The sequence below is a fragment of the Variovorax rhizosphaerae genome, from assembly GCF_037889975.1.
Classification (GTDB): domain Bacteria; phylum Pseudomonadota; class Gammaproteobacteria; order Burkholderiales; family Burkholderiaceae_C; genus Variovorax; species Variovorax rhizosphaerae.
Genome location: NZ_JBBKZT010000001.1, coordinates 143,811 through 168,247, shown reverse-complemented (window position 1 = coordinate 168,247; position 24,437 = coordinate 143,811). Strand labels below are relative to the sequence as shown.

21 protein-coding genes are annotated in these 24,437 nt (G+C 66.9%); 9 read left to right on the top strand and 12 right to left on the bottom strand.

Annotation, left to right across the window (positions count from 1 at the left end; all coding sequences use genetic code 11):
- Nucleotides 1–147: 147 nt before the first annotated feature.
- Both WKW82_RS00685 and WKW82_RS00680 read left to right on the top strand, forming a co-directional pair.
- Nucleotides 148–1,662, top strand: a complete 1,515-nt coding sequence (locus WKW82_RS00685) for a S41 family peptidase (RefSeq protein ID WP_340340332.1) — start codon at nt 148–150, stop codon at nt 1,660–1,662.
- A 53-nt stretch (nt 1,663–1,715) separates the two neighbouring features.
- A complete protein-coding gene (locus tag WKW82_RS00680) occupies nt 1,716–3,263 on the top strand; it encodes a S41 family peptidase (protein WP_340340331.1) in 1,548 nt (515 codons plus the stop codon).
- 63 nt (nt 3,264–3,326) lie between these two features.
- Here WKW82_RS00680 and recQ read toward each other — a convergent pair whose 3' ends face one another.
- The 11 genes from recQ to WKW82_RS00625 all read right to left on the bottom strand — a co-directional run bounded on the left by recQ (nt 3,327) and on the right by WKW82_RS00625 (nt 16,053).
- A complete protein-coding gene (gene recQ / locus WKW82_RS00675; RefSeq protein ID WP_340340330.1) occupies nt 3,327–5,207 on the bottom strand; it encodes a DNA helicase RecQ in 1,881 nt (626 codons plus the stop codon).
- A gap of 88 nt (nt 5,208–5,295) precedes the next feature.
- Nucleotides 5,296–6,252 (bottom strand): cyclase family protein, encoded by a 957-nt coding sequence (locus WKW82_RS00670; protein WP_340340329.1) that lies wholly within the window; start codon nt 6,250–6,252, stop codon nt 5,296–5,298.
- A gap of 66 nt (nt 6,253–6,318) precedes the next feature.
- Nucleotides 6,319–7,875 carry a class I adenylate-forming enzyme family protein gene (locus WKW82_RS00665; RefSeq protein WP_340340328.1) on the bottom strand — a complete coding sequence of 519 codons (1,557 nt, stop codon included), beginning with the start codon at nt 7,873–7,875 and terminating at the stop codon, nt 6,319–6,321.
- 29 nt (nt 7,876–7,904) lie between these two features.
- The gene (locus tag WKW82_RS00660) at nt 7,905–8,558 is read right to left on the bottom strand and encodes an ABC transporter ATP-binding protein (RefSeq protein ID WP_340340327.1); all 654 of its coding nucleotides are present in this window, start codon (nt 8,556–8,558) and stop codon (nt 7,905–7,907) included.
- Between the two features lie 6 nt (nt 8,559–8,564).
- The gene (locus tag WKW82_RS00655) at nt 8,565–9,317 is read right to left on the bottom strand and encodes an ABC transporter ATP-binding protein (RefSeq protein WP_340340326.1); all 753 of its coding nucleotides are present in this window, start codon (nt 9,315–9,317) and stop codon (nt 8,565–8,567) included.
- A complete protein-coding gene (locus WKW82_RS00650; RefSeq protein WP_340340325.1) occupies nt 9,314–10,291 on the bottom strand; it encodes a branched-chain amino acid ABC transporter permease in 978 nt (325 codons plus the stop codon). The genes WKW82_RS00655 and WKW82_RS00650 overlap by 4 nt, the downstream gene beginning before the upstream one ends.
- 4 nt (nt 10,292–10,295) lie before the next feature.
- Nucleotides 10,296–11,192, bottom strand: a complete 897-nt coding sequence (locus WKW82_RS00645; protein WP_340340324.1) for a branched-chain amino acid ABC transporter permease — start codon at nt 11,190–11,192, stop codon at nt 10,296–10,298.
- Between the two features lie 19 nt (nt 11,193–11,211).
- Complete coding sequence (locus tag WKW82_RS00640) at nt 11,212–12,546, bottom strand: ABC transporter substrate-binding protein (protein ID WP_340340323.1); 1,335 nt, start codon at nt 12,544–12,546, stop codon at nt 11,212–11,214.
- Between the two features lie 28 nt (nt 12,547–12,574).
- Nucleotides 12,575–13,309: a FadR/GntR family transcriptional regulator gene (locus WKW82_RS00635; RefSeq protein WP_340340322.1), complete on the bottom strand. Its 735-nt coding sequence runs from the start codon at nt 13,307–13,309 to the stop codon at nt 12,575–12,577.
- Between the two features lie 260 nt (nt 13,310–13,569).
- Nucleotides 13,570–14,559: a tripartite tricarboxylate transporter substrate-binding protein gene (locus WKW82_RS00630; protein WP_340340321.1), complete on the bottom strand. Its 990-nt coding sequence runs from the start codon at nt 14,557–14,559 to the stop codon at nt 13,570–13,572.
- 36 nt (nt 14,560–14,595) lie between these two features.
- Complete coding sequence (locus tag WKW82_RS00625; protein WP_340340320.1) at nt 14,596–16,053, bottom strand: hypothetical protein; 1,458 nt, start codon at nt 16,051–16,053, stop codon at nt 14,596–14,598.
- Between the two features lie 91 nt (nt 16,054–16,144).
- Here WKW82_RS00625 and WKW82_RS00620 point away from each other — a divergent pair, with 91 nt between their 5' ends.
- The 7 genes from WKW82_RS00620 to hutH all read left to right on the top strand — a co-directional run bounded on the left by WKW82_RS00620 (nt 16,145) and on the right by hutH (nt 23,577).
- Entirely contained in the window at nt 16,145–17,062 is a 918-nt protein-coding gene (locus WKW82_RS00620; protein ID WP_422823397.1) for a LysR family transcriptional regulator, read from the top strand.
- Nucleotides 17,055–18,077: a tripartite tricarboxylate transporter substrate binding protein gene (locus WKW82_RS00615; RefSeq protein ID WP_340340318.1), complete on the top strand. Its 1,023-nt coding sequence runs from the start codon at nt 17,055–17,057 to the stop codon at nt 18,075–18,077. The genes WKW82_RS00620 and WKW82_RS00615 overlap by 8 nt, the downstream gene beginning before the upstream one ends.
- Nucleotides 18,078–18,336: 259 nt before the next feature.
- Nucleotides 18,337–19,296: an ABC transporter substrate-binding protein gene (locus WKW82_RS00610; protein ID WP_340340317.1), complete on the top strand. Its 960-nt coding sequence runs from the start codon at nt 18,337–18,339 to the stop codon at nt 19,294–19,296.
- Nucleotides 19,297–19,605: 309 nt separating this feature from the next.
- Entirely contained in the window at nt 19,606–20,436 is an 831-nt protein-coding gene (locus tag WKW82_RS00605) for an ABC transporter permease (protein ID WP_422823383.1), read from the top strand.
- Nucleotides 20,433–21,218, top strand: coding sequence for an ABC transporter ATP-binding protein (locus WKW82_RS00600; RefSeq protein WP_340340315.1), 786 nt, complete (start codon nt 20,433–20,435; stop codon nt 21,216–21,218). The genes WKW82_RS00605 and WKW82_RS00600 overlap by 4 nt, the downstream gene beginning before the upstream one ends.
- Nucleotides 21,215–21,958 (top strand): histidine utilization repressor, encoded by a 744-nt coding sequence (gene hutC / locus WKW82_RS00595; protein WP_340340314.1) that lies wholly within the window; start codon nt 21,215–21,217, stop codon nt 21,956–21,958. Before WKW82_RS00600 ends, hutC (WKW82_RS00595) begins: the two co-directional genes overlap by 4 nt.
- A 56-nt stretch (nt 21,959–22,014) precedes the next feature.
- Nucleotides 22,015–23,577 (top strand): histidine ammonia-lyase, encoded by a 1,563-nt coding sequence (gene hutH, locus WKW82_RS00590; RefSeq protein ID WP_340340313.1) that lies wholly within the window; start codon nt 22,015–22,017, stop codon nt 23,575–23,577.
- 62 nt (nt 23,578–23,639) lie between these two features.
- On the opposite strand, the gene hutC (WKW82_RS00585) is transcribed toward hutH, so the two are convergent.
- The gene (hutC, locus tag WKW82_RS00585) at nt 23,640–24,377 is read right to left on the bottom strand and encodes a histidine utilization repressor (protein WP_340340312.1); all 738 of its coding nucleotides are present in this window, start codon (nt 24,375–24,377) and stop codon (nt 23,640–23,642) included.
- Nucleotides 24,378–24,437 lie beyond the last annotated feature (60 nt).

The window sequence follows — 24,437 nt, the reverse complement described above, 5'->3', positions numbered from 1 at the left end:
TTTCAAAATGAAACAGTTTCCGAGGCTGTTGAGCCCGAAAGCTAGTTCTTTTGAATCATTGCAAACTTTAGTTAATTGCTAGGCTGCTTCCCTGTTCTGGGAAGGACCTGGCATATGAAGCGGCAAGTTCGGTGGGGCGCAGTATTCTTGGGTGCGCTCATCTTGTGGGGATGCGGCGGTGGTGGCGGTGGCGGGGGCGGCGGATTGCCGATCGCGGCGCTCGCCACGACACCGACACCAACGGCGACGGGCTCCGAAGAGATCGTGGCGTCGTCCTCGATGGCGGGACGGTGCGCGGCGCCGCGCCAGGGCATCAATCCTGACACCGGCGTGGCCTTCCCCGACGTCCCCGGCACGACCAGCGACGAGAAGCGCTGGCTCCGGGGCTGGACCGACGAGACCTACCTTTGGTACGACGAGGTGCCCCGCGGGCTGGTGGCGGCCAACTATGTGACGCCCATCGACTACTTCGCCGTGCTGAAGACCTCCGCCATCACGCCCTCGGGCCGGCCCAAGGATCGATTCCATTTCACCTACGACACCGCCGCCTATCGCCAACTGGCCAGCACGGGCGAGGCGACCGCGAGCTACGGCATGGAGATGGCGTTCCTGAACGCCGTGCCGCCGCGTGACGTGCGGGTGGCCTTGGCGGATCCCGGCTCGGCGGTCGCTTCGGCCGGCATCGGGCGCGGCGCGAGAGTGCTTGAAGTCGACGGCGTGGATGTCGTCAACGGCAGCGATGTCGCCACGCTCAATGCCGCCTTGCAGCCTGTCGCGGCGGGCGAGCGGCACCTGTTCAAGGTCGCGCGGCCGGATGGCAGCACGGTCACCGCATCGCTTGTCGCGGCCGGCGCGCGCAGCATGCCCACCGTGCGCGCCCGCACGATCGAAGTCGGCGGAAGCAACGTGGGCTATCTTCTTTTCAACGATCACAACGAGGCGGCCGAAGCGCAACTGGTCGCGGCCTTCGACCAGTTCAAGGCCGACGCGGTCAGCGACCTGGTGGTCGACCTGCGCTACAACGGCGGCGGCCTTCTTTCCATCGCCAGCCAACTGGCCTATATGGTGGCCACGCCCGCGGCGACCCAGGACACGGCCTTCGAATTGCTGCAGTTCAATGTGAAGAACCCGTTCAAGCTCTCCGAGGATCAGATCCGCGTGCCCTTCTACGGCACCACGCGCGGCTACTCGACGACACCCGGCCAGCCGCTGCCGCAGTTGGGCCTCTCGCGCGTGACGATGCTGACCGGGCCGGACACCTGCTCGGCCAGCGAGTCGATCATCAACGCGCTACGCGGCGTGGGCGTCAGCGTCAACCTCGTCGGCGGCACCACCTGCGGCAAGCCTTACGGCTACTTTCCGCAGGACAACTGCGGCACCACCTATTTCACGGTCCAGTTCAAGGGCGTGAACCAGCAGGGCTTCGGCGACTACAGCGACGGCTTCGCGCCCCATTGCGCGGTGGCGGACGACTTCACGCGCGACCTCGGCGACCCGGCCGAAGGCCGCCTTGCCGCCGCGCTCACGATGCTGCAAGGCGGCGCTTGCCCAGTCGTGGCAAAGGCGGGCATCCAACTCGAAAAGCCAGGGAACGGCGCCATGCCAACCCTCTGGCGCGCGCCAATTCGCGAAAACCGTGTGATTGACACGCTGAAGAGATAGTCAAAACCGCGTCGACACTGTTAGTCTCTCCGCAAATTTGGGAGGACGAAACAGTGAGGCTGAATATGCGTTGGGGCGCCGGAATCGTCGCCGGCTTGGTGTTGACCGCCTGTGGCGGCGGCGGTGAGGGTCGTGGCGAAGGCATCGGCGATATCGCAACGTTGATGAGGATTCAAGCGCAGGCGGTGGCGTCGATGGGGCAGGAGCCCATCGTCGCGACATCCACGGTGGCCGGCCGATGCGCGACACCGCGCACCGGCACCGACCCTGAAACCGGCGCTCCCTACCGGGACCAGGCCGGCACGCTGGACGACGAAAAGCGCTGGGTTCGCGGGTGGATCGACGAGACCTACCTCTGGTTCGACGAGGTGCCGGGCGGGCTGCTTTCCAGTGCCTATCCCACGCCCGTCGCCTACTTCAACGTGCTGAAGACGCCGAAGAAGACCGTCAACGGGCGCGACAAGGACCGCTTCCACTTCACCGAGGACACGGCTGAATACCGCAACCTGTCGGCCGGCTTGTCGGTCGGCTACGGCATGGAACTGGCCTTTCTGCAACGCACTCCACCCCGCGATGTGCGCGTGGCCTACCTGGAGCCGGGCTCGCCCGCGGACCTGGCCGGCGTCACCCGGGGCATGAAATTGCTGGAGATCGACGGCGCCGACGTGGTGACTGGCAACGACGTGGGCAAGCTCAACGCGGGCCTTGCGCCGGCGGCTGCCAATGAGGCGCACACCTTCAAGGTGGGGCTGCTCGACGGCGGCACACGCACCGTCACGCTCACTTCCGCCAATGTCACGCTGTCGCCGGTGCAGAACGTGAAGACCTTCGACCTTGCGAAGGGCCGCGTCGGCTACTTCCAGTTCAACGACCACAACGAGCCGTCCGAGGCCCAGTTGATCAACGCCGTCAACACGCTCAAAGACGCCGGTGCCAAGGATCTGGTCGTGGACATGCGCTACAACAGTGGCGGCCTGCTGGGGGTGGCGAGCGAACTGGCCTACATGGTGGCCTCGCGCGAAGCCACGGTCGGCAAGACCTTCGAGCGGCTGGAGTTCAACAGCAAGAATCCGTTCAGCCTCACGCCTGCGCAGGCCACCGTCCCCTTCTACGAATACGCGCGGGGCTATTCCGCCCCGACGAACCAGATGCTGCCGCAACTGGGCCTGAACGAAGTGACGGTGCTCACGGGGCCCGACACCTGCTCGGCCAGCGAGTCGGTGGTGAACGGGCTCCGCGGCATTGGCGTGAAGGTCAACCTCATTGGCGGCGCGACCTGCGGCAAGCCCTATGCGTTCGTGCCAGCGGACAACTGCGGGACGACGTACTTTGCGATCCAGTTCCAGGGCGTGAACGCGCAAGGCTTTGGTGACTATGGCGATGGCTTCCAGCCCGACTGCGTCGTGGCCGACGACTTCAGCCACGCGCTGGGCGACCCCGCCGAGGCCCTGCTGGCGACCGCGCTCACCGGCCGATGCATCAACAACGGCGCGCCCAAATCCGAAGCCGCGCGGCAGAAGGCCGACGCGAAGGCCTGGGAGCCGCTGCTGAACCGGTCGCCCTCGCGCGGGAACCGGATCATCACGAACCGGGATATGTAGCGCCGTCGCCACGGCTCGTCTTCACGCGTTGACGGCCAGCCGGGCGGGCCGGCCGGTGCCGGGTCAAAAGGCTGCGCTGACCCTCAGCACGTCGGCACCATAGGCTTCCAGCTTCTTGGCGCCGATGCCGCTGATGCCTTGCAGGTCTTCCAGCGTGCCGGGTGCGCGCTGCGCGATGGCGGCAAGCGTGGCGTCGTGGAAGATGACGTAGGCGGGCAGGTTGTGCTCCCGGGCCACTTCGGCACGCCAGGCCTTGAGTGCGGCGAAGCGCGCCTGGCCGGTGGCGTCGAGCGCGGCGGCCGCGGCAGAGGGCGCGCCGCGCGCGGTCTTCTCGCGCTTGGCCTTGCGTGGGGTGGCCGAGGTCACCGACTCGCGCAAGGACACGCTGGCCTCGCCCTTGAGCACGGCGCGGGAGCCGTCGGTGAGCTTCAGCGTGTTGAAGGCCTCGGCGTCCACCGCCAGCGCGCCGATCGCGATCAGCTGTCGCAGCACGCCGCGCAACTGCGCTTCGCTGAACTCGCTGCCGATGCCGAAGGTGCTGATGCGCTCGTGGCCGAACTGCTTGACCTTCTCGGTCTGCTTGCCGCGCAGGATGTCCATGACGTGGCCGGCGCCGAAGCTGATGCCGCTCTGCTGCTGCACGCGGTAGACCGTGGAGAGCAGCTTGCGCGCGGCATCGGTGCCATCCCAGACTTCCGGTGGCGTGATGCAGTTGTCGCAGTTTCCGCAGGGCTTGCTGTGCTCGCCGAAATAGGCGAGCAGCCGCACGCGCCGGCAATCGCTGGCCTCGGCCAGTGACAGCAGCGCATCGAGCTTGCCGCGCATCACCTGCTTGAAGTCCTCGCCGGCCGGGCTCTCGTCGATCATGCGGCGCTGGTTCACCACGTCCTGCAGGCCGTAGACCATCCAGGCGTCGGCCGGCTCGCCATCGCGGCCGCCGCGGCCGGTCTCCTGGTAGTAGCCCTCGATGTTCTTTGGCATGTCCAGGTGGGCGACGAAGCGCACGTCGGGCTTGTCGATGCCCATGCCGAAGGCGATGGTCGCGACCATCACGATGCCGTCCTCGCGCAGGAAACGGTTCTGATGTTTCTGCCGGACCGAGGCGTCCAGGCCGGCGTGGTAGGGCAGCGCGTTGATGCCGGCGTCCTGCAGCGACAGCGCCACGTCTTCCACGCGCTTGCGCGACTGGCAATAGACCACGCCGGCATCGCCTTCGTGCTCGCGCTCGATGAAGCGCAGCAGTTGCGTGGTCGCGTCCTTCTTCTCGACGATGGTGTAGCGGATGTTGGGACGATCGAAGCTGGAGACGAACTGGCGCGCCTTTTCGAGTTGCAGGCGCTCGACGATGTCGGCGCGCGTGAGCGCATCGGCGGTGGCGGTGAGTGCGATGCGCGGCACGCCGGCATAGCGCTCGTGCAGCACGGTGAGCGCGCGGTATTCGGGGCGGAAGTCGTGGCCCCACTGGCTCACGCAATGCGCCTCGTCGATCGCGAAGAGGCTGAGCTTGTTGCGTGCGGCCAAGCCGTCGAGCAGTTCGAGGAAGCGCGGCGTGGTCACGCGCTCGGGTGCGGCATAGAGCAGGGTGATCTCGGCGCGGGCGAGGCGGCGCTCGACGTCCTGCGTCTCGGACCAGTCGAGCGTGGAGTTGAGGAAGGCGGCGTTCACGCCGGCCTCGTGCAGCGCGCCGACCTGGTCGTGCATCAGCGCGATCAGCGGCGACACGACGATGGCCACGCCCTGCCCGGCACGCTGCCGCGCGATGGCCGGCACCTGGTAGCAGAGCGACTTGCCGCCCCCCGTGGGCATCAGCACCAGCGCGTCGCCGCCGCCGACCACGTGGTCGACGATGGCCTCCTGCGGGCCGCGGAAGGCGGTGTAGCCGAAGACCTCGAGGAGGATCTCCAGCGGGTCGGTGGAGGCGGTGGTGGATGGCAAGGCGGACAAGGTTGCGGCTGGTTCGGTGGCGGCACGCGCCCGCGGCGCGTGTAGCGCTATTGTCTCAGCCTCGCCTCGCGCCGCTCGCGTGCAAGATTCAGCGGATCGCCACCGGATTGATCATCGACTGCACCGCGCCCTGGTACTTGTTCTGTCCGAGCACGAACATGAACTCGTAAGCCTTGTCCTTGGCAAGTTCCGCCGTGTTGATGTTTTCGAGGATGTAGGTGCCGCCCATGGGGATCAGGATCTGGTGCACGCCGAAGATGCCGCCGTCCTTGTCGCCGTCCTTCTCGAACGGGATGACCTCGACCGCCCATGTATCTGCGCCGACCGCGACGACTCCCTTGGAAACCAGGTGTCGCGCGCCTTCGCGACCGATGCCCGGTTCGACAGAACCGAAGCGCTTGGGGTCCTTTTCGATCAGGCTCAGCCAGCCGGTGTGGAAGATCACCACGTCACCCTGCTTGATCTCCACGCCCTGCTTCTTCGCAACGGCGTCGATCTCGGCCACGTTGAAGGCCGTGCCTTCCTTGACCACGTCGACGCCGTAGTGCGCAGCCATGTCGAGCAGCACGCCGCGCGCGACCATCGGGGGAATCTTGTCGGCGCCGAGTTTCTTGAGCCCGCTGATGTTGGCGAACTCGCCCCACTTCAGCCCGTTGTAGTAGCGGTCGCCCACGCCGATGTGGCCCAGTCCGTCCAGTTGGGTGCCGATGCCGGTCCAGCAGTTGAGGATGTCGTCGTTGTAGGTGGTGTGCGTGGGGCCCAGGCCCTCGGCGGAACCCGTCTGGCCTGGCTGCACGATGTAGATCGAGCAGGTGCGCGGGGGAAATGCCGGTGTGGTCGTGCTGACGGTGATGCCGAGCGAATAGACCTTGCCGGTCTTCACGAGCTTCGCGGCATTGAGAGCCACCGCTGGCGTGAGGTAGTTGGCCGCGCCGATCTCGTCGTTTGCGCCGAATTTGCTGGGGTACCAATTGGCCTGCGCCGCTGCGCCAAGGCTCAGGCACAGCGCCGCGGCACCGATCAAGCTTTTTCGAATTCTCTTCATGCGCTTCTCTCCTGTTGATTGATGGAACATCCCTTCACTCCTCGTGAAGCCCTTGGAAGCAGGAACTCAAATTCGTGCGCGCATCAGCCTTTTCATCAGCTTGCCGTTGGCATTGCGCGGCAGGGGCTCGGCGCTCCACGTGAAGCTTTCGGGCACCTTGTAGTCGGCCAGGCGTTCTTCGCAATGGCGGCGCAGCGCGGCCTCGGCAACCGCCACGTCGGCGGGCGGGCTGTTCGGGTAGATGAAGGCATGCACGCGCTCGCCGAGTACCGGGCAGGGCTTGCCGACCACGGCCGCCTCGACCATGCCTGCAAAGCCCATCAGCACGTTCTCGACCTCGACCGAGTAGACCTTGTAGCCGCCACGGTTGAGCATGTCCTTCTTGCGATCGAACACGCGCACGAACCCTTGTGCGTCGATGGAACCGAGGTCGCCGGAATGCCAGAAGCCGGCGGTGAAGGATGCGGCGGTGGCCTCCGGGTTGTTCCAGTAGCCGGGCACGACCATCGGGCCGCCGATCCAGATCTCGCCGGTTTCGCCGGGTGCGACTTCGCGGCCTTCGTCGTCCATCACGCGGACCTCGGCGGCGGGCAGCGGGACGCCGACGGAATCGGCATGGGCGCGCGTGAGGCCGGCGGGGATCATCGTGGTGGGGGAAGTCGTTTCGGTCGCGCCGTAGGTGTTGAGGAGCGTGAGTCCGGGCAGGCGCCCGGCGAGCGCGTCGATGGTTGCCACCGGCATCGGCGCGCCGCCGTAGCCGCCGATGCGCCAGCGCGACAAGTCCTCGCGTGCTAATTCGTCGGAGAGCAGGCACAGCTGGTACATGGCCGGCACCATCAGCGTGTGGGTCACGCGCTCTTGCGCCAACAGTTGCACGAAAGGCTCGGCCTTGAATTCGGGCACGACGATCACGGCGCCGCCCACGCGCCACATCGCCGCGATGATGGCCACCAGCCCGGTGACATGGCTGGCCGGCACTGCCAGCGCCGAGCGGTCTTCGGCTTGCAAACTCATGCAGGCCTGGAAGTGCATCGCGGAATGCACGATGGACAGGTGCGTGAGCAGCGCGCCCTTGGGGAAGCCCGTGGTGCCGGAGGTGTAGAGGATCACGGCCACGTCTGTTTCGACCGTGCTGGCGGGTGCAGGAAGCTCATGGGGCTCGGCGGCCAGCGCGGCGAGTTGCGACACCGTGATGCGCTGCCGCAACTCGGGCACTTCCCCGTTTTCGGGCACACGCTCGGTGAGCGCGTCGTCGTGCACGATGGCCTTCGCGCCGCACTGGTTTGCGATGTAGGCGAGGCCAGGGCATTGTTCGCGGATGCCGACCGGCACGGCGATGGCGCCGATGCGTTGCAGGGCCAGCAGCACGAAGAGGAACTCGGGGCGGTTGCCGACGAGCATCAGCACGCGGTCGCCTTTCGCGATGCCCCTGGCTGCGAACGCACCTGCCAGGCGGTCGCTTGCTTCACCGTTTAGCGCGTAGTTCCAGCGCCGGCCCTCGCAGACGATGGCGTCGTGCTGCGCGCGGGTGGCGCGCGCCTGCTCGAACATGGCGTACAGGCTCTTCGGCCGCTCCGCAAAACAGCGCACGATGCGATCGCCGTACAGCGCCTCGCATCGCATGGGTGGAACGGGAAATTCCTGCCAATGGCTCACGCCGCCGCCCTCATGGCGTTGGCGCCGCGTTCGATGACGACCTCGGCATCGACGATGCGGCGCGAGTGGTTGAGGTCGCTTTGCGCGATGAGCACCGACACCGCGCTGCCTTTCAGTCCGGCGATGACTTCACCGAGCCGCTTCGACAACACGGGAGCCACGCCTTCGAAGGGTTCGTCGAGCAGCAGCAGTCGCGTGCCCACCGCCAACGCACGCGCCAGCGCCACCAGTTTCTGCTGTCCACCCGACAGCAGCAGCGCACGGCGCGAACGCATCTCCTTCAGCTCCGGCAGCACGCTGTAGACCAGCGCCAGCCGCTCCGATTCCACCAGCGACTTGTTGACCCACACCGGCACGAGGATGTTCTCTTCCACCGTGAGTTCCGGCACCAGGCCGCGGTCTTCAGGCATGTAGCCAATGCCGAGCGACGCGCGTGCATGCGCGGGCAGCGCTGCAAGGTCCTGGCCGTCGAACACGATGCGGCCTTGCGATGGCTTCAACGCGCCCATCACCGCGCGCATCAGCGTCGTCTTGCCCGCGCCGTTGCGGCCTACCAGCCCGACCATCTGGCCGTCGCCTACGTCGAGTGACAGGCCGCGCAAGGCTTGCACCGACTGGATCGCCACATGCAGGTTCTCGATGTGCAGCATCGTCGTCTACTCCTGCAGCAGTTCGCCGGTGACGTAGCGGCGCACGTCGTCGGTCGCCAAGGCTTGTCCGGGCGGGCCGTCGGCAATGATGCGGCCGCTGTAGAAGGCGACGACGCGGCTGGCGTAGCGCTCCACGATGTCCATGTCGTGTTCGACGAAGAGGACCGTCATCGCCTCGTGGCCGAGCGCGGCCATGATGGTCTCCATCATCGGGAACTTCTCTTCGGCCGAGACGCCGCTGGTGGGCTCGTCGAGCAGCAGCAGCTTGGGCGCAGCCGTCAGCGCCATCGCGATGTCGAGCAGCTTGCGCACGCCGCCCGGCAACTCGGCGACGCGGCGCTCGCGGTGGTCGGCAAGCCGGAAGCGCTCCAGCAGAACGTCGGCACGGTCGATGGCCTCGCCCCGGTGCGCCGGTTGCCAGAAGCTCAGGCGCTGGTCGTGGCAGGCGTTGGCCACCAGCATGTTGTCGAGCACCGTGAGGTCGCCATAGAGCTGCGGGATCTGGAAGGAGCGCGCCACGCCGAGACGCGTGATCGCGCGCGGCGCCAGCGGCGTGATGTCGCGGCCGTTGAAATGGATGTGGCCTTCGTCGGGCTTCAGGTAGCCGGTGATCATGTTGACGAAGGTGGTCTTGCCGGCGCCGTTGCTGCCGATGAGGCTCACACGCTCGCCGGCCCCGATGGCGATGTCGATGTCGGCCGCGGCGACCACCGCGCCGAAGCGCTTGTTGACGCCGCGGGCTTCAAGCAGTGCGGTCATTTCTTCATCCACAACGAGCCGAGTCCGCGCGGCAGGAAGCGGATCACGAACAACAGGAACAGCCCCAGCGCGAGTTGCCAGGTGTTGGGAAAGTACGCGCTGGAGAACGAACGCACCACCTCCAGCACCGTGCTCGCCAGGAACACCGCCGCCACGCTCTGCCAGCCCGCCAGGATGGCCACGAAGACGAACTCGCCCGAGGTGGTCCAGAAGCTGAAGTTCGGCTCGATGTGCCCCAGCGCCATCACCGCCAGTGCGCCGCCGAGCCCGCCGCAAAAGGCCGCGAGGATGAAGTTGATCGTCATCGACTGCCGCACCGAGCCGCCGAGGTATTCCACGCGCAGTTCGTTCTCGCGCGCGGCCAGCGTCACGAGGCCGCGGGTGCTGTCGAAGTAGATGCGCGCCAGCAGCGCCATCACCGTCGCGATGCCGATGGTGATGACGTACATGATGTAGCCGGTGTGCGCATCCGGCAGCTTCTTGCCGAAGAGCGTGGGCCGCCCGAGGTTGAAGCCGTCGGAGCCGCCCAGTGCGTCCAGCTTCATCAACAGGCCGTAGGTCACCATCGACAAGGCCAGCGTGAGCATCGCGAAGAAGATGCCGCGGTAGCGCGACAGCAGTGGCGCGAAGGGCGCGGCGATCACCACCGCGGCGATGCCGCCGCACAGTGCCAACGCCAGTGCGTCCGTGAAGCCCAGCTTGTTGTAGATGAGCGCTGCCGCGTAGCCGCCTGCAGCAAACAACATGCCTTGCCCGAAGGGGACCACGCCACCGCGCATCAAGCAAACGATGCCCAGGGACACCAGCCCGTTGGCCGCGGCCATGGTCACGAGAAAGGTGAGCCAGCGTGGGCTGAACCAGCCGACGATCGCCAGCGCCGCGAAGGCCAGCAGGCCGAGCAAGGTGACGCGCCCGCGGCTCGCCGGCGCACGTCGGCGCGCGGGGATGGATGGCGTTTCGAGAACGGCGGCCATCGCGTCAGATCTTCCGCGTCTGCGTGCGCTGGAACAGGCCTTCGGGCCGGAACATCAGCACCACCGCCATCACGATGTAGATGGAGAACAGCTCCGCCACCGGCGCCACGTGCACCGCGAAGGACCGCGCCAGCCCCACGATCAACGCGCCGATGGCCGCACCCTCGATGCTCCCCAATCCACCGATGATCACCACCGCAAAGGACACGATGATCACCCCCACCGACACCCCCGGCTGCACCGAGATCATCGGCGCGGTGAACGCCCCGCCCAGCGCCGCCAGGAAGATGCCGACGGTGAACGCCAGCATGTAGACCCGCGACACGTTCACGCCCATGCTCGACGCAATCTCCGCGTTGTGGATCACCGCCAGCATGATCTTGCCCTGCCGCGTGCGGTTGAGTCCCCACCACACGATCCCGCCCACGATCACCGCCAGCGCGACCAGCGCGAAGTCGTACCCCACCCAGCTCTGCACGCCGATGTCGATGTTGCCGAACAGGCCATAGGGCTCCGACACGTAGTACGGATTGGCGCCCCACACCAGCTTGGTCACGTCCTCGAGGATGAGGAACATCGCGTAGGTCACGAGCACCAGCAGCACCTCGTCGCGCCCGTAGAAGAAGCGCAGCAAGCCGCGCTCGGTGAGCGGCGCCAGCACCACGGCCACCGCGATGGCCGCGAGCAGCATGCACACCAGCGACAAGCCCGGCGCCCACTTCATGCTCGCGCCCCAGCCGACGAAGCTCGCCGCCGCATACGCGCCCAGCGCATAGAAGCTGCCATGCGCGATGTTGAGGATCTTGAGCACGCCGAAGACCAGCGTGAGCCCGAGCGCGACGATGAACAGCCATGACGCATAGGTCAGGCCGTCGATCAGGATGGTGAAGGCCGTATGCACTTGGGGTCAGCGCCGCGCGTCAGGGACAGCCCTTGGCACCGGGGAAGCCGGCCTTGATCCACTCCTCCGACTTCATGTTCGGCGGCGGGTTCACGCAGTCCGCCGGAAAGCGCTGGATGTCGTCGAGCATCACCATCTTCTTGGCGGCGTCGTAGCGCGTCTTGCCGATCGCCGTTTCCTGCACGGCCTGGTGACCACCGCCGTTCGCCATGCGGATGCGGCCGGCGGGTGAATCCCATTCGGAATTGCGCAGCGCCTCGGCCAACTGCTCGTGCGTCGGCTTCTTGCCGCCGTTGGCCGCCATCGCCTTCTCGGCCGCGAGCTTCAGGCCCAGCAGCGACTGCGCCATGCGGTACGGCGCCTGCACCGGGTAGACGTTGTAGGCCTTCTGGTAAATCTCCCACCACCAGTCGTTGAGCGCCGACTTGGGCGACATCAGCCCGTACGCCCCGCGTGCACCGAGGATCACGCCATCGGGCATCTTGTCGCCCAGCCCCGGCAGCACGTGGTCGGCGGCCGACAGCACGAATTGCGAACGCTTGAAGAGTCCACGCGGCCCGGCCTGCAGGATGAAGGCCTGCAGATCGCCGCCCCACAGGCTGGAGTGCGTGACGTCGGCTGGCTTGGACATCAACGCCGAGATCTCGGTGCCGTACTGGCCCGCGCCGAACTTGGGCAGCTGGTCTTCACCCATCTTGGCGGCGGGGTAGAGCTTTTCCATCGACCAGATGAAGTCCTTGCGCGAGTCCTGCCCCCACGCATAGTCCTGGTTGATCATGTTGAAGGTGTCGGCCTTCACGTTGCGCGCCTTCATGTAGCGGGCCAGCGCCACGTTGTCCATGGTCGCGTGCGAGGCGGTGCGGAACACGTAGCTGTACTTGTTGTCCTCGAAGATGCGCGGCGTGCCGCAGTCGTAGAGCACGAGGAACTTCTTCATCTCCTCGGCAGCCGGCGCCACGGCGAGGCAGTCGCCCGAGCCCACATAGCCCACCACCGCATCGACCTTCTCGCGGTCGTAGAGGTTGCGCAGTTCCTGCACCTGCTTGGTGGCCCCGCCGTTCTCGTCGACGTACACCGCCTCGATCTTCATGCCGCCGAAGCCGACCTTGTTGTAGGGCGCCGGCGCGGCGCCTTTGTTGAAGGCGTCGACCAGCACCTTGGCGCCGTTGACGGCCGGGATGCCGAAGCTTTCCGCGGCCTGTCCCGACAGGAAGCTGACGATGCCGATCTTGAAGGTCTCCTGCGCCTGTGCACCGAAGGCGCAGAGCGCTGCGCACAAGCCGATGGCGGACATCGCCACCGCGCGATGCGGAACCCGCTTCACACCGCCATCCTGGAATCTCGTCTTCGTCATGCCATGTCTCCTGTCGTTGAAATTGAAGTCACTGCCGTTGCGAATCCGGCGCCGCGATCGGCGTGGCCATGTCCAGCCCTGCCAGCGCGAAGCCCCTCTGAAAATCGACCAGGTGCTTGTGCGTCCACTCGGCCGCGGCGTCGGCGTCGCGTCGCGCGAGCGCATCCACGATGTGGCGGTGCGCGGCCAGGTTGCGCGCCCGGGCCTGCGGCAGGCGCGCGAAGATCTGCAACAGCGTGGGGCTGTAGAGCAGACCGACAGGTTCGCGCGCCAGCATCAGCGCGCGGTTGTGGCTGGCCCGGCCGACAAGGGCGTGGAATTCGACGTCGAGGCGCACCTGGGCGGCATCGTCGGTGGTCTCGGCGGCAGTGTTGAGGTTGTCCTGCAACTGCTGCAGGTCCTGCGGTGTCGCGCGTTGCGCCGCGAGGCGTGCAGCCAGCGGTTCCAGCGACACGGCCAGTTCACACAGTTCCTGGAAGGTGGTCTGCTGCAGCATCAGCAGGCGGGTGGCGCGCGGTGCGAGGTCCTGCACGCCGGGCAGGTAGACGAACAGGCGGCGGCCTTCGCGGCGCTGCAGCAGGCCCTCCTGCTCGACGCGGCGGATGGCCTCGCGCACGGTGGAGCGGTGCACGCCGAAGCGCTCCGACAGATCCTGCTCGGTGGGCAACGCACTGCCGGGCGACAGGCTGCCGTCGAGGATGGCGCGCTCGATCTGCGCCGACACGGCCTTGTAGGCCGGTTCGGCATTCAGTCGATGAAACACGTCCGTGCTTGCGGGAGACTCGATCGCCAACGCGTCCTCCGTATTCGGGCAGGTGGGGCAGGGCGCGATCTTTGTCCGACAAACGGACCGGCGATAGCAGGTTTACCCGGAGGCGGCTGCGACTGGGGGCGCAAGGGGCTTCATGGCAGTCTCCGCCAAGCTATCGCGTGACCCGCGGCGCATGAAGCCAGCGCGAGCCATGCCTGGTCGTGGTCACCCGCGGCCTCACCGGCGCCGAAGCACTCGGGGTGGTTTCGATTTCAGTCGGCGTAGGCGCCTGCAGCCTTGATGACGGGACCAAAGCGCGCCACTTCCGCCTGCACGAACTTCTTGTGCTCGGCCGGCTCGACGCGCTTGTCGGTGACCACCACCGCACCGAGGCCTTCTTCCTTCTTGATGAAGTCCGGATCCTTCAGCGCGACCTTCAGCGCGTCATTGATCTTCTTCAGCACCGGCGCCGGCGTGCCCTTTGGCGCATAGAGGCCGTGCCAGATCGTGACCTGGAAGCCCTTCAGGCCCGACTCGTCCAGCGTCGGGATGTCCTTCAGTGCCGGCGTGGTCAGGCGCTTGAGCGTGGTCACGGCATAGGGATTGACCTTCTTGGCCTCGATCTGGCTGGTGGTGTTGGTGGTCTGGTCGCACAGGATGTCGATCTGGCCGCCGATCAGGTCGGCAATTGCCGGGGCGGTGCCCTTGTACGGCACTGGGGTCATGTCGGCCTTCAGCTCGTTCTGGAACAGCAGCCCGCACAGGTGCGATGCGGAGCCGATGCCGGCATTGCCCAGGTTGACCTTGCCGCCTTGCTTGCCGATCCAGTCGCGCAGTTCCTTGAAGTTCTTGGCTTCCAGCTGCGGCTTGCCGATGACGGTCATGGGCACGTCGTTGATCATGCCCAGGTACTCGAAGTCGGTCTCGTAGTTGTAGGGCAGCTTGCGGTAGAGCACGGGCGTGGTGGCCATGGCCACGTGCGTGAGCAGCAGTGTGTAGCCGTCGGCCTTGGCGCGGGCGGCCTTGGCGTTGCCGATGGTGCTGCCGGCGCCAGCGGTGTTGTCCACGATGATGCTGACGCCGCCGAGCGGCTTGCGCATGGCTTCGGCCATGTCGCGTGCGACGCGGTCGGTGGGGCCACCGGCGGCGAAGGGCACGATGATGGTGATGGGCTTGCCGTCGGGGAAGTTCTGGGCTTGGGCGCTGGCGGCCAGTGCCAGCCATCCCAGCGCAAGGCAGGTCGTTTTCAGTCTGGATGTCATGGGGTCGTCCTGATGTGAAGGTGGTGGGGGCGCCGCTCACTGCGGCCGGGTGCGCGCCGGCACGCGGGTCTCCAGGGCTGCCGGCGTGTACGTCGGGTCGAAGCTGCAGCCAGCGCCAAACCGGGCCTCGTTGGCAGGGCAGGCCGCGGCGATGCCGGCCGGAGTCGGCTTGGTGCCTTGTTCCACCCAGGCCAGCAGCGCGGTCACCAGGGTCGGGTAGGTCGGGCCGCTGATGTAGCTGTGCGTGCCGTTGGTGGTGAAGGTCTGCACCAGGCGATCACCGCTGCCGCCCTGGACCATCACCGACTTGAAATACGCGTCGAGTTCGACGAAGGCGGTGGGGTCGCTGATCCACTTGACCGAGAGCACCGGCACGGGGATCTTGCCGGTCGGGTCGGTGTCGGCGCCGAAGCGCTGGTAGGCCGTGGGGTCGGCGCTGTAGCGCGCGATGCCGGCGTTGAGCGCGGCATCGTCGGCCGAGCCGATGTAGTTCACCCCCATGTTGCCGAAGGGGCTGGCGCCGTTGCCGGTGCGCTTGCTGCTGATGTCCTGGTAGTGGAAGGTGCCCCAGTTGATGTGCGACTGGATCGCGCTGGCCGGGATCTTGATGACGTTCACGATGGTGTCCACGCGCGATTGCTGCTCCGGCGTGCGGTCGGCGGCGGCCTTGTTGAGGGCCAGGCATTCGTTGACGCGGGCGGTGAGGTTGGCCTGCGTCATGGTGGCACCGGCCGGCAGGCCCAGGTTCAGCGGGTACTGGGTCTCGGTCGGGCGCGGATGGTTGTTGCAGAGGTACTGGTAGAGCACGCGCAGGTCGGTGCGGAAGTCGTAGGAGCGCGTGCCGCCGGCCAGCACGCCGCTTGACAGCAGCACGCCGTCGTAGGGTGTCTCGCCGACCGTTTCCGCGGTGAACATCTCGGCGGCCTTGGCGGCCACGCCGGCGCCCCACGACTGCCCGTGCAGGATGGTGCGGGTGGGCTTGCCGACGTACTGGCGGAAGATGCCGCGCAGGCGTTCGGTGTCCTCGGCGGCGGCGCGCACCTCGACGCCGCCCTGGCGGAAGGTGGAGCCGGCCCAGGCATAGCCCGCGTCCACCATGACGGGCCAGCGCGTCAGGTCTTCCGTGGCCCGTTCTGCCGTGGGCGCGTCCAGGCTCGGGCCGCCGTGCGCATGCAGGACGAGCTTGCCGTTCCAGTCGGCCGGCTTGGCGATGAGGTAGTAGGCGCCCTTGGAGTCGACACCGGCGAGGCAACTGGCGGTGGTCGGCACCGCGGCCGGGCAGGGGGTGGGCTGGGGCGCTGTTTCGGTGACCACGGGCGCGGCGGGTGGCGGTGCGGGTGTGGGTGCGGGCGCAGGGGCCTGCGCGCGTGCCAAGGCATTGGCCAGTGCCACTTGTGCGACCGCGTCGCCGTTGCCGTTGGAACCGCCGCCGCAACCGCAGAGCGCCGCGATCGCCGCCAAAGCCAGGGTGGCCGAATGGAAAGGTGCCTTCATGTCTCGATGTCTCCTTGTAGGACAGCGATTGTGGAAAGGGCGACTGAATATTGCAAAGATGTCTAGAATCTCGAGTCCATACGATATGCATATCGAGATTCGTCACCTCCGTTATTTCATGGCCGTGGCGGAGACGGGGCACATCACGCGTGCCGCCGAGGCGCTCGGCATGCAGCAGCCGCCGCTGTCGCAACAGATTCGCGCGCTGGAAACGGAACTCGGCGCACCGCTCTTCCACCGGCATCCGAAGGGCGTCGAGTTGACCGAAGCCGGACGCGTACTGCAGGCAGAGGCGGGGCGTCTGCTGGCGGAGTTCGCGGCGATGCAGGGGCGTTTGCTGGACTTCGTGCAGGGCCGGCGCGGGCGAATTGCCGTGGGTTTCACCACCTCGGCGGCGGCGCATGCCTTCACCCCGGCCTCGCTGCGCCTGTGCCGCAGTCGCCATCCGGACATCCAGGTCGACGTGAGCGAATACAACGCCGCCGAACTCACCGATGCGGTGCGCGACGCGCGGCTCAACTGCGGCTTCCTGCGCGTGCCGGTGGCGCGACCGCCGGGCCTCGCGTTCGAGGAGGTGCTGCAGGAGGAATCGGTGCTCGCCATCCCGATCGACCACCGCCTGGCGTTGGAGGCCGCGGACCTGGCGCGGCCCGTGCGGCTGAAGGAACTGGAGGGCGAGCGCCTGATCCTGGTCCGGCGGCCCGGCGCGCCGGGGCTGTATGCAAACCTGCTGGCGGCTTGCGCGCGCAACAACGTGAACGTGGAGCAGGCGGTGGAGGTGGAGCGGATGATGACCAACCTCAACCTTGTCGCCGCTGGCGTGGGCCTGTCGCTGGTGCCGACGTCGATGCGGGGCGCGCACGCCGGCGCCGTGGTGTACCGGCCGCTGGAAGATGCGGCCAGCCTGCGCTCGCCGCTGACGCTGGTCTACCGCGAGGCCGACTGCGGCGGGCCGACCGGGATCTTCATCGACATGGTGCGCGAACTTGCCGCGGGGCGCCTTGACTGAGCCGGGCGTGGGCGGTCCCGGGGGGCGGTGGTTCTGTCGCCGCCGGGCGCTGGCGCTGGCGCCGCTGGCATGGATGCTGTCGCCGGGCGTTGAACTGCACGCCCGCGAAGCGGGTTCGCCGCCGCAGTACCCTGCGCCACCGGCATGGCCACAGCGGGCCGTGCAGATCCTGGTCGGCTATCCGCCGGGCGGCGTGAGCGACCAGATCGCGCGGGCCCTCGGCGATGTGATGGCCGGGCAACTGGGCGTGCCCTTCGTGGTCGAGAACAAGGCCGGGGCGAGCGGCACGCTGGCGCTGGAACTGCTGATGCGGCGTGAACCCGATGGCTACACCCTCTGCTTCGTCGCGGCCACCGCGATCGCGCTGCAGGCGCGGGCGGCGGCCGGGCGGGCGGACGGGGTGCGATCACCGGTGCCCGTCGCCGGTGTCATGCGCACGCCTGTGCTGATCGTGGGGACGCCCGGCCTGGGAGGCTTGGGAACGGGGGCGACGTTCGGCCGCATGCTGGAGATGGCCCGCGAGCAGCCGGGCGGCATCCGCTGGGCGACGACGGGCGAGGGCACGACCGGGCATGCGGTGCTGGAGCGCGTGCGCCGCGCGAGCGGGGCCGGGATCGTGCACATCCCCTACAAGGGCGGCGGGCAGCAACTCACCGATGCGCTGGCGGGGCACTTCGAGGTGCTGTCCACGAACGTCGCGGCGGCGCAGCTGGCGGACATCGCGGCGGGGCGCTTGACGGCGCTCGCCGTGGGTGCGCCCGGCCGGCTGAAGGTGCTGCCGGACACACCGACGCTGGCCGAGCTGGGTTTCGAAGACGCGAACCTGGATTCGCTGTTCGGCCTGTTCGCGCCGCCCGGCCTGTCGCCGGCGCTGGCGTCCCGGATCAACCGGGCGGTGGCTGCGGCGCTGGCCAACCCCGGCCTGCAGGCGCGGCTGCGCAGGACGAACAACACGCCTTTCGAGGGTGGCGCGGACGACTTCGCCCGGCAGGTGGCGCGCGAGGCGCGAAGGTAGGCGGCCCGCGCGGGCTTTGCTTCGCGGTTGCTGCGCTCCAGGTTGCGCGCGGCCCTCATCGCCGGCAGGCCGCCGCACCTCTGGCACAGCCTTTGCGGTGTGACATGCAACCGGTTGGCAGCAACTTGTATAGACAGCATAATGCTGAAGCTTCATCCGAAACCCGCACCGAAGGCGAATACAGGGTTCGCCCTGTATAGACAAGTTGGTGCATCCGGCCACAATCCGCACACCTTCCAGTCAGATTCCAGGAGTTTTCATGGTCCCCACGGTTTTCAAGCTCGCCACCCTTCTTGCTGCCGGCCTCTGTGCGGCGGGCGCCGCGCAGGCGCAGGGCGCCACCAAGATCGCGCTCGGCATGTCGGGCTGGACGGGCTTTGCGCCGCTCACGCTGGCCGACAAGGCCGGCATCTTCAAGAAGAACGGCCTGGACGTGGAACTCAAGATGATTCCGCAGAAGGACCGCCACCTGGCGCTGGCGTCCGACGCCATCCAGTGCGCCGCAACCACGGTGGAAACGCACGTGGCCTGGAATGCGAACGGCGTGCCGATCGTGCAGATCTTCCAGATGGACAAGTCCTACGGCGCCGACGGCTTGGCCGTGCGCAACGACGTGAAGACCTTTGCCGACCTGAAGGGCAAGGCGATCGGCGTCAGCGCCCCGGGCACCGCGCCGTACTTTGGCCTGGCCTGGATGCTGAACAAGAATGGCATGACGCTGAAGGACGTGAAGCTGGTCTCGCTGGAGCCGCAGCCCGCCGCGACCGCCTTCGTCGCCGGCCAGAACGACGCCGCGATGACCTACGAGCCGTACCTCTCGACGATCCGCGCCAACCCGGACGCCGGCAAGATCCTCGCGACCACGCTGGACTACCCGATGGTGATGGACACGGTGGGTTGCGCGCCGACCTGGCTCAAGGCCAACCCGAAGGCGGCGCAGGCGCTGACGAATTCGTACTTCGAGGCGCTGGAGATGATCAAGGCCGACCCGGCCAAGGCCAACGAGATCATGGGCTCGGCCGTCAAGCAGAGCGGCGAGCAGTTCGCGAAATCGTCGGCCTACCTGCGCTGGCAGGACAAGGCGGCCAACCAGAAGTTCTTTGCGGGTGAACTGACGGCTTTCATGAAGGATGCGGAGAAGATCCTGCTGGAGGCGGGGGTGATTCGCAAGGCGCCGGAGAACCTGCAGGCGACATTCGACGCAAGCTTCATCAAATAAGGAATCCGCGAGTCTTTCTGCTGCGGCCACCGATCTTGGGCGTCAGAAGGTGCGAATCTTTCTACTGCGGCCACCGATCTCGGGTCTGCGGTGTTGGCGTCGGCATGACAAGCGCTTCGCGCAGTTGTCAGCCTCTGCCGCAACTTCGTTGTCACCGCACGAGAGTGCGGTACCGCTCCTCAACCCGACTCGGCGCCCTCGCTACGAAATCTTCACGCCTTCTGCCGCATTCGCCATCGCTGCTGTTCATGACCTGAGTGCGGTCACCGCTCGCGAATCTTCCTCACGTCCATGCAAACCACCACAGCCATGAAGCCAACTGACCAGGCGTCTGCGCCTGCCGTCGCCGCGCGCCGGCGCCGGCCGATCGCGCCGCTGGAGCCCGTGAGCAACCGCGCGCGATGGGTGCTGGGCATCGGCTTCTTCGTGGTGTTCGTCGCGCTGTGGGCCGTGGCCACGCTGGGCGGGTTCGTCAAGCCGACCTTCCTCGCGAGCCCTGTGACGATGGTGAAGGAGGGCTGGCTGCTCTTCGCCGAATACAACTTCATCCACGACATCGGCATGACGGTGTGGCGAGTGTTCGGCGGCTTCGTGCTGGCGGCGATCATCGCGGTGCCGCTGGGTATCGCGATGGGGGCGTGGAAGCCGGTGGAAGCCTTCTTCGAACCCTTCGTGTCCTTCTGCCGCTACCTGCCGGCGTCGGCCTTCATCCCGTTGCTGATCCTGTGGGCGGGCATCGGCGAGACGCAGAAGTTGCTGGTCATCTTCATCGGCTCGGTGTTCCAGATCATCCTGATGGTGGCGGTGATCGTGGGTGGCGCGCGCAAGGACCTCGTGGAAGCGGCGTACACGCTGGGTGCGAACAGCAGCGGGATCGTCAAGCGCGTGCTGATTCCGGGTGCGGCGCCGGGCATCGCGGAGACGCTGCGGCTGGTGCTCGGCTGGGCCTGGACCTATGTGATCGTGGCGGAGCTGATCGGCTCGTCGTCGGGCATCGGGCACATGATCACGGACAGCCAGGCGCTGCTGAACACGGGGCAGATCATCTTCGGGATCATCGTGATCGGGGTGATCGGACTGGTGTCGGACTTTGCGTTCAAGGCGTTGAATCGGCGGCTGTTTGCGTGGAGCACGATATGAGCCAGAACCAACTCTCCATCCAGGGCGTCTCGCGCGTCTTCGAAGGCGCCAAGGGCCAACGCACGCAGGCCCTGCTGCCCATCGACTTCGAGGTCAGGGAGAACGACTTCGTCACCATCCTCGGCCCGTCGGGCTGCGGCAAGTCGACGCTGCTGCGCATCGTCGCCGGCCTCGACTTCCCGACCACCGGCCAGGTGCTGCTCGATGGCGAGCACATCGATGGCCCGGGCGCGGACCGCGGCGTAGTGTTCCAGAGCTACACGCTGTTTCCGTGGCGCACCGTCGCGCAGAACATCCGCTTCGGCCTGCGCGAACGCGGCATGTCCGAGGCCGAGCAGAAGGAGCGCAGCGATTTCTTCATCGCCAAGGTGGGCCTGCGCGGCTTCGAGAATCACTTCCCCAAGCAACTCTCCGGCGGCATGCAGCAACGCACCGCCATTGCGCGCGCTTTGGCCAACGACCCGAAGATGCTGCTGCTCGACGAGCCCTTCGGCGCGCTCGATAACCAGACGCGCGTGCTGATGCAGGAACTGCTGCTCGGCATCTGGGAGTCGGCGCAGAAGACGGTGCTGTTCGTCACGCACGACATCGACGAGGCCATCTTCATGGCCAACCGCGTGGCCGTGTTCAGCGCGCGGCCGGGCCGCATCAAGACGGAGATCGCGGTGGACTTTCCGCATCCGCGGCACTACACGATCAAGACCTCGCCGGAATTCATGGCGATCAAGGCGCGGCTGACGGAAGAGATCCGGGCGGAGTCGATGGCGGCGGAGGCCCATTGAGCACCACCCCTCGCAAGGCCCCCGAGCTCGCGCTCTACGCGCAGGTCAAGGACCACATCTCCCGCAAGATCCAGGACGGCACCTGGCCGGCCGGGCATCGGCTGCCTTCGGAGCATGAGCTGGTCGCGCAGTTTGGCATTTCGCGCATGACGGTCAATCGCGCGCTGCGCGAATTGGTCGAGCAGGGGCGCGTCACGCGCGTGGCCGGTGTCGGCAGCTTCGTGGCGGAACAGAAGCCGCAATCGACGCTGCTGCAGATCGCCAACATCGCCAGCGAGATCCGTGCGCGGGGCCACGACTACGGCTACCAGTTGATCGCGGCCGAGCGCATCGCGGCTTCGACCGACGTGGCAGCGTGGCTCGACGTGCGCGCCGGCGAGTCGGTGTTCCACGCCACCTGCATGCACCTCGAGGATGGCGTGCCGGTGCAACTCGAAGACCGCTACGTCAACCCGCGCGTGGTGCCCGAATTCATGGAGCAGGACCTGGCCACGCTGCCGCCCGGCGAGTACCTGCTGCGCAACGTACCGTTCGACCAGATCGAGCACCTGGTCGATGCCGTGCTGCCGACCGTCGAACAGGCCCTGCGCCTGGCGATGCCGGCCGCCGAACCTTGCCTCCTGCTCACGCGCCGCACATGGACGCGCACCGTGCCGGTGACCGTCGTGCGCTGCCTTCACCCCGCCTCCCGCTACCGGCTCGGCAGCCGCTTCCGCGCGGAAGGCAATCCTTCCCACTGAGGCCTCTTGTCCGCCCTGGATTCCGGCCCGAACCACTTGTATAGACAGGTATGAACATGAACACCGCAAGTTCCCCGACTTCCCCGAACACCCTGACCCTGATGCCGGGTCAGGTCGATCTGGCACTGCTGCGCCGCATCCATGCAGGCGGGCTGAAACTTTCGCTCGACCCTTCCGTGCAGCCCGGCATGCTGGCCGCGCGCGATGCCGTGCAGCACATCGTCGACAACGACGAGGTGGTCTACGGCATCAACACCGGCTTCGGCAAGCTCGCGAGCACGCGCATCGGCAACGACCACCTCGCGGAGTTGCAGCGCAACCTCGTGCTCTCGCACAGCGTTGGCACCGGTACGCCGTTGGACGCTGCTGTCGTACGACTGGTGCTGGCGACCAAGGCGGTGAGCCTGGCGCGCGGGCATTCGGGCGTGCGTCCTGAACTCGTCGAGGCGCTGCTGGCGCTGTTCAACGCGGGTGTCACGCCGAGCATTCCGTGCAAGGGCTCGGTGGGAGCATCGGGCGACCTCGCGCCGCTCGCGCACATGGCCTGCGTGCTGATCGGTGAAGGCGAAGCGATCACGGCGGAAGGCAAGACGGTGAGCGGTGCCGAGGCCATGCGGCTCGTGGGTCTCGATCCCTTCGTGCTCGGACCGAAAGAAGGGCTGGCGCTGCTCAACGGCACGCAGGTGTCGACGGCGCTCGCGCTTGCCGGCCTGTTCGGCGCGGAGAACGTGTTCGCGTCGGCGCTGATGTCCGGTGCGCTGTCTCTCGAAGCGGCGCAAGGTTCGATCAAGCCCTTCGACGCGCGCATCCATGCGGCGCGCGGACAGCCCGGCCAGATCGCGGTGGCTGGCGCCGTCCGCACCTTGCTCGACGGCAGTGAGATCGTTCCCTCGCATCCCGACTGTGGTCGTGTGCAGGACCCGTATTCGATCCGCTGCATTCCTCAGGTGATGGGCGCGTGCCTGGACAACCTGACGCATGCGGCGCGCGTGCTGGTGATCGAAGCGAACGCCGCCTCGGACAACCCGCTGGTCTTCACCGACACCGGCGACGTCATCTCCGGCGGCAACTTCCATGCGGAACCGGTGGCGTTTGCGGCGGACATCATTGCGCTGGCGATCTCGGAGATTGGCGCGATCTCGGAGCGTCGCCTCGCGTTGTTGCTGGACACGGGCCTGTCAGGCCTGCCGCCATTCCTCGTGCACGATGGCGGACTGAACTCCGGCTTCATGATCGCGCAGGTGACGGCCGCCGCGTTGGCATCCGAGAACAAGTCGCTCGCGCATCCGGGCAGCGTCGACAGCCTGCCCACGTCGGCCAATCAGGAGGACCATGTGTCGATGGCGACCTATGCGGCGCGCCGCCTCGGGGACATGGTGAACAACACGGCAGTGGTTGTCGGCATCGAAGCGATGGCTGCTGCGCAAGGCATCGAACTCAAGCGAGGTCTGAAGAGCTCGCCTCTCGTCGAAGCCGAATTCGCGACCATCCGCACCAAGGTCGATTACCTCGAACGCGACCGTTACCTCGCACCCGACATCGAAGCGATGCGCCTGTGGGCCTTGAAGGCCGACATGCCTGCGGTGTTGCTGGACATCTTGCCGAGCACGGCGCACTGACGCGGCGTACGCGCAGCCTGTTCGTGGGCACCCGCGGAACCGGCCTTGCCGGGCGGGGATGGTCAGAAACTCCCGGTGAACTGGTAGCGCGACGCCGGATGCCACAGCGCCGACACCGTCGCGACCTGCCCTTGCGACAAGGTCTTGCGGTGCAGCACCAAGCAGGGTTCCATGGCCGCCATGTGCAATTGCTCGGCCACCTCGGCCGGCGGCAGGCAGGCTTCGATCGAGAAGTGCACGCCTTGCAAAGGCGCCACGCGCATCAGATAGGCATTGGGCGTCTGGCTGGAAAAGTCCTGCGCCATGTAGTCCGCCGCCACGGCCGGGTTCACGTAGCGGTCTTCCAACTGGATCGGCACGTTGTTTTCGAAGTGAATCACCACCGAATGGAACAGCGCCGGATGCCCCTGCAACTCGAACTGGCGTGCCAGCGCCGCATCGGCCTTGCAGCGCTCCAGCCGTTGCAACTCCCCGCGATGCACGTGCCCACGCGCCGCGATCTCCTCCGCGATGTTGCGCAACTGGATCAGCGTCGCCTGGTACTTCTGCTGTGCCACGAAAGTGCCCGAACCCTGCACCCGCACCAGCGTCTGGTCGTCGCTCAACTCGCGCAGCGCCCGGTTCACCGTCATGCGCGACACGCCGAACTGCTTGCCCAGCATCGCCTCGCTGGGAATCGCCTGTCCCTCGACCCATTGCCCCGAATGGATCTGGTGCAGCACATGGTCCTTGATGCGCTGGAACGCGGGCACGCCGGTGTCGGCGTCGGGGGCGGAAGGCGTCGGGAGTGTGTTGTTCATAGGGTTTACCAGAGGATTCAGGGCAGGCAAACGTATTGACGTCTGCAAGAGTAAACCACA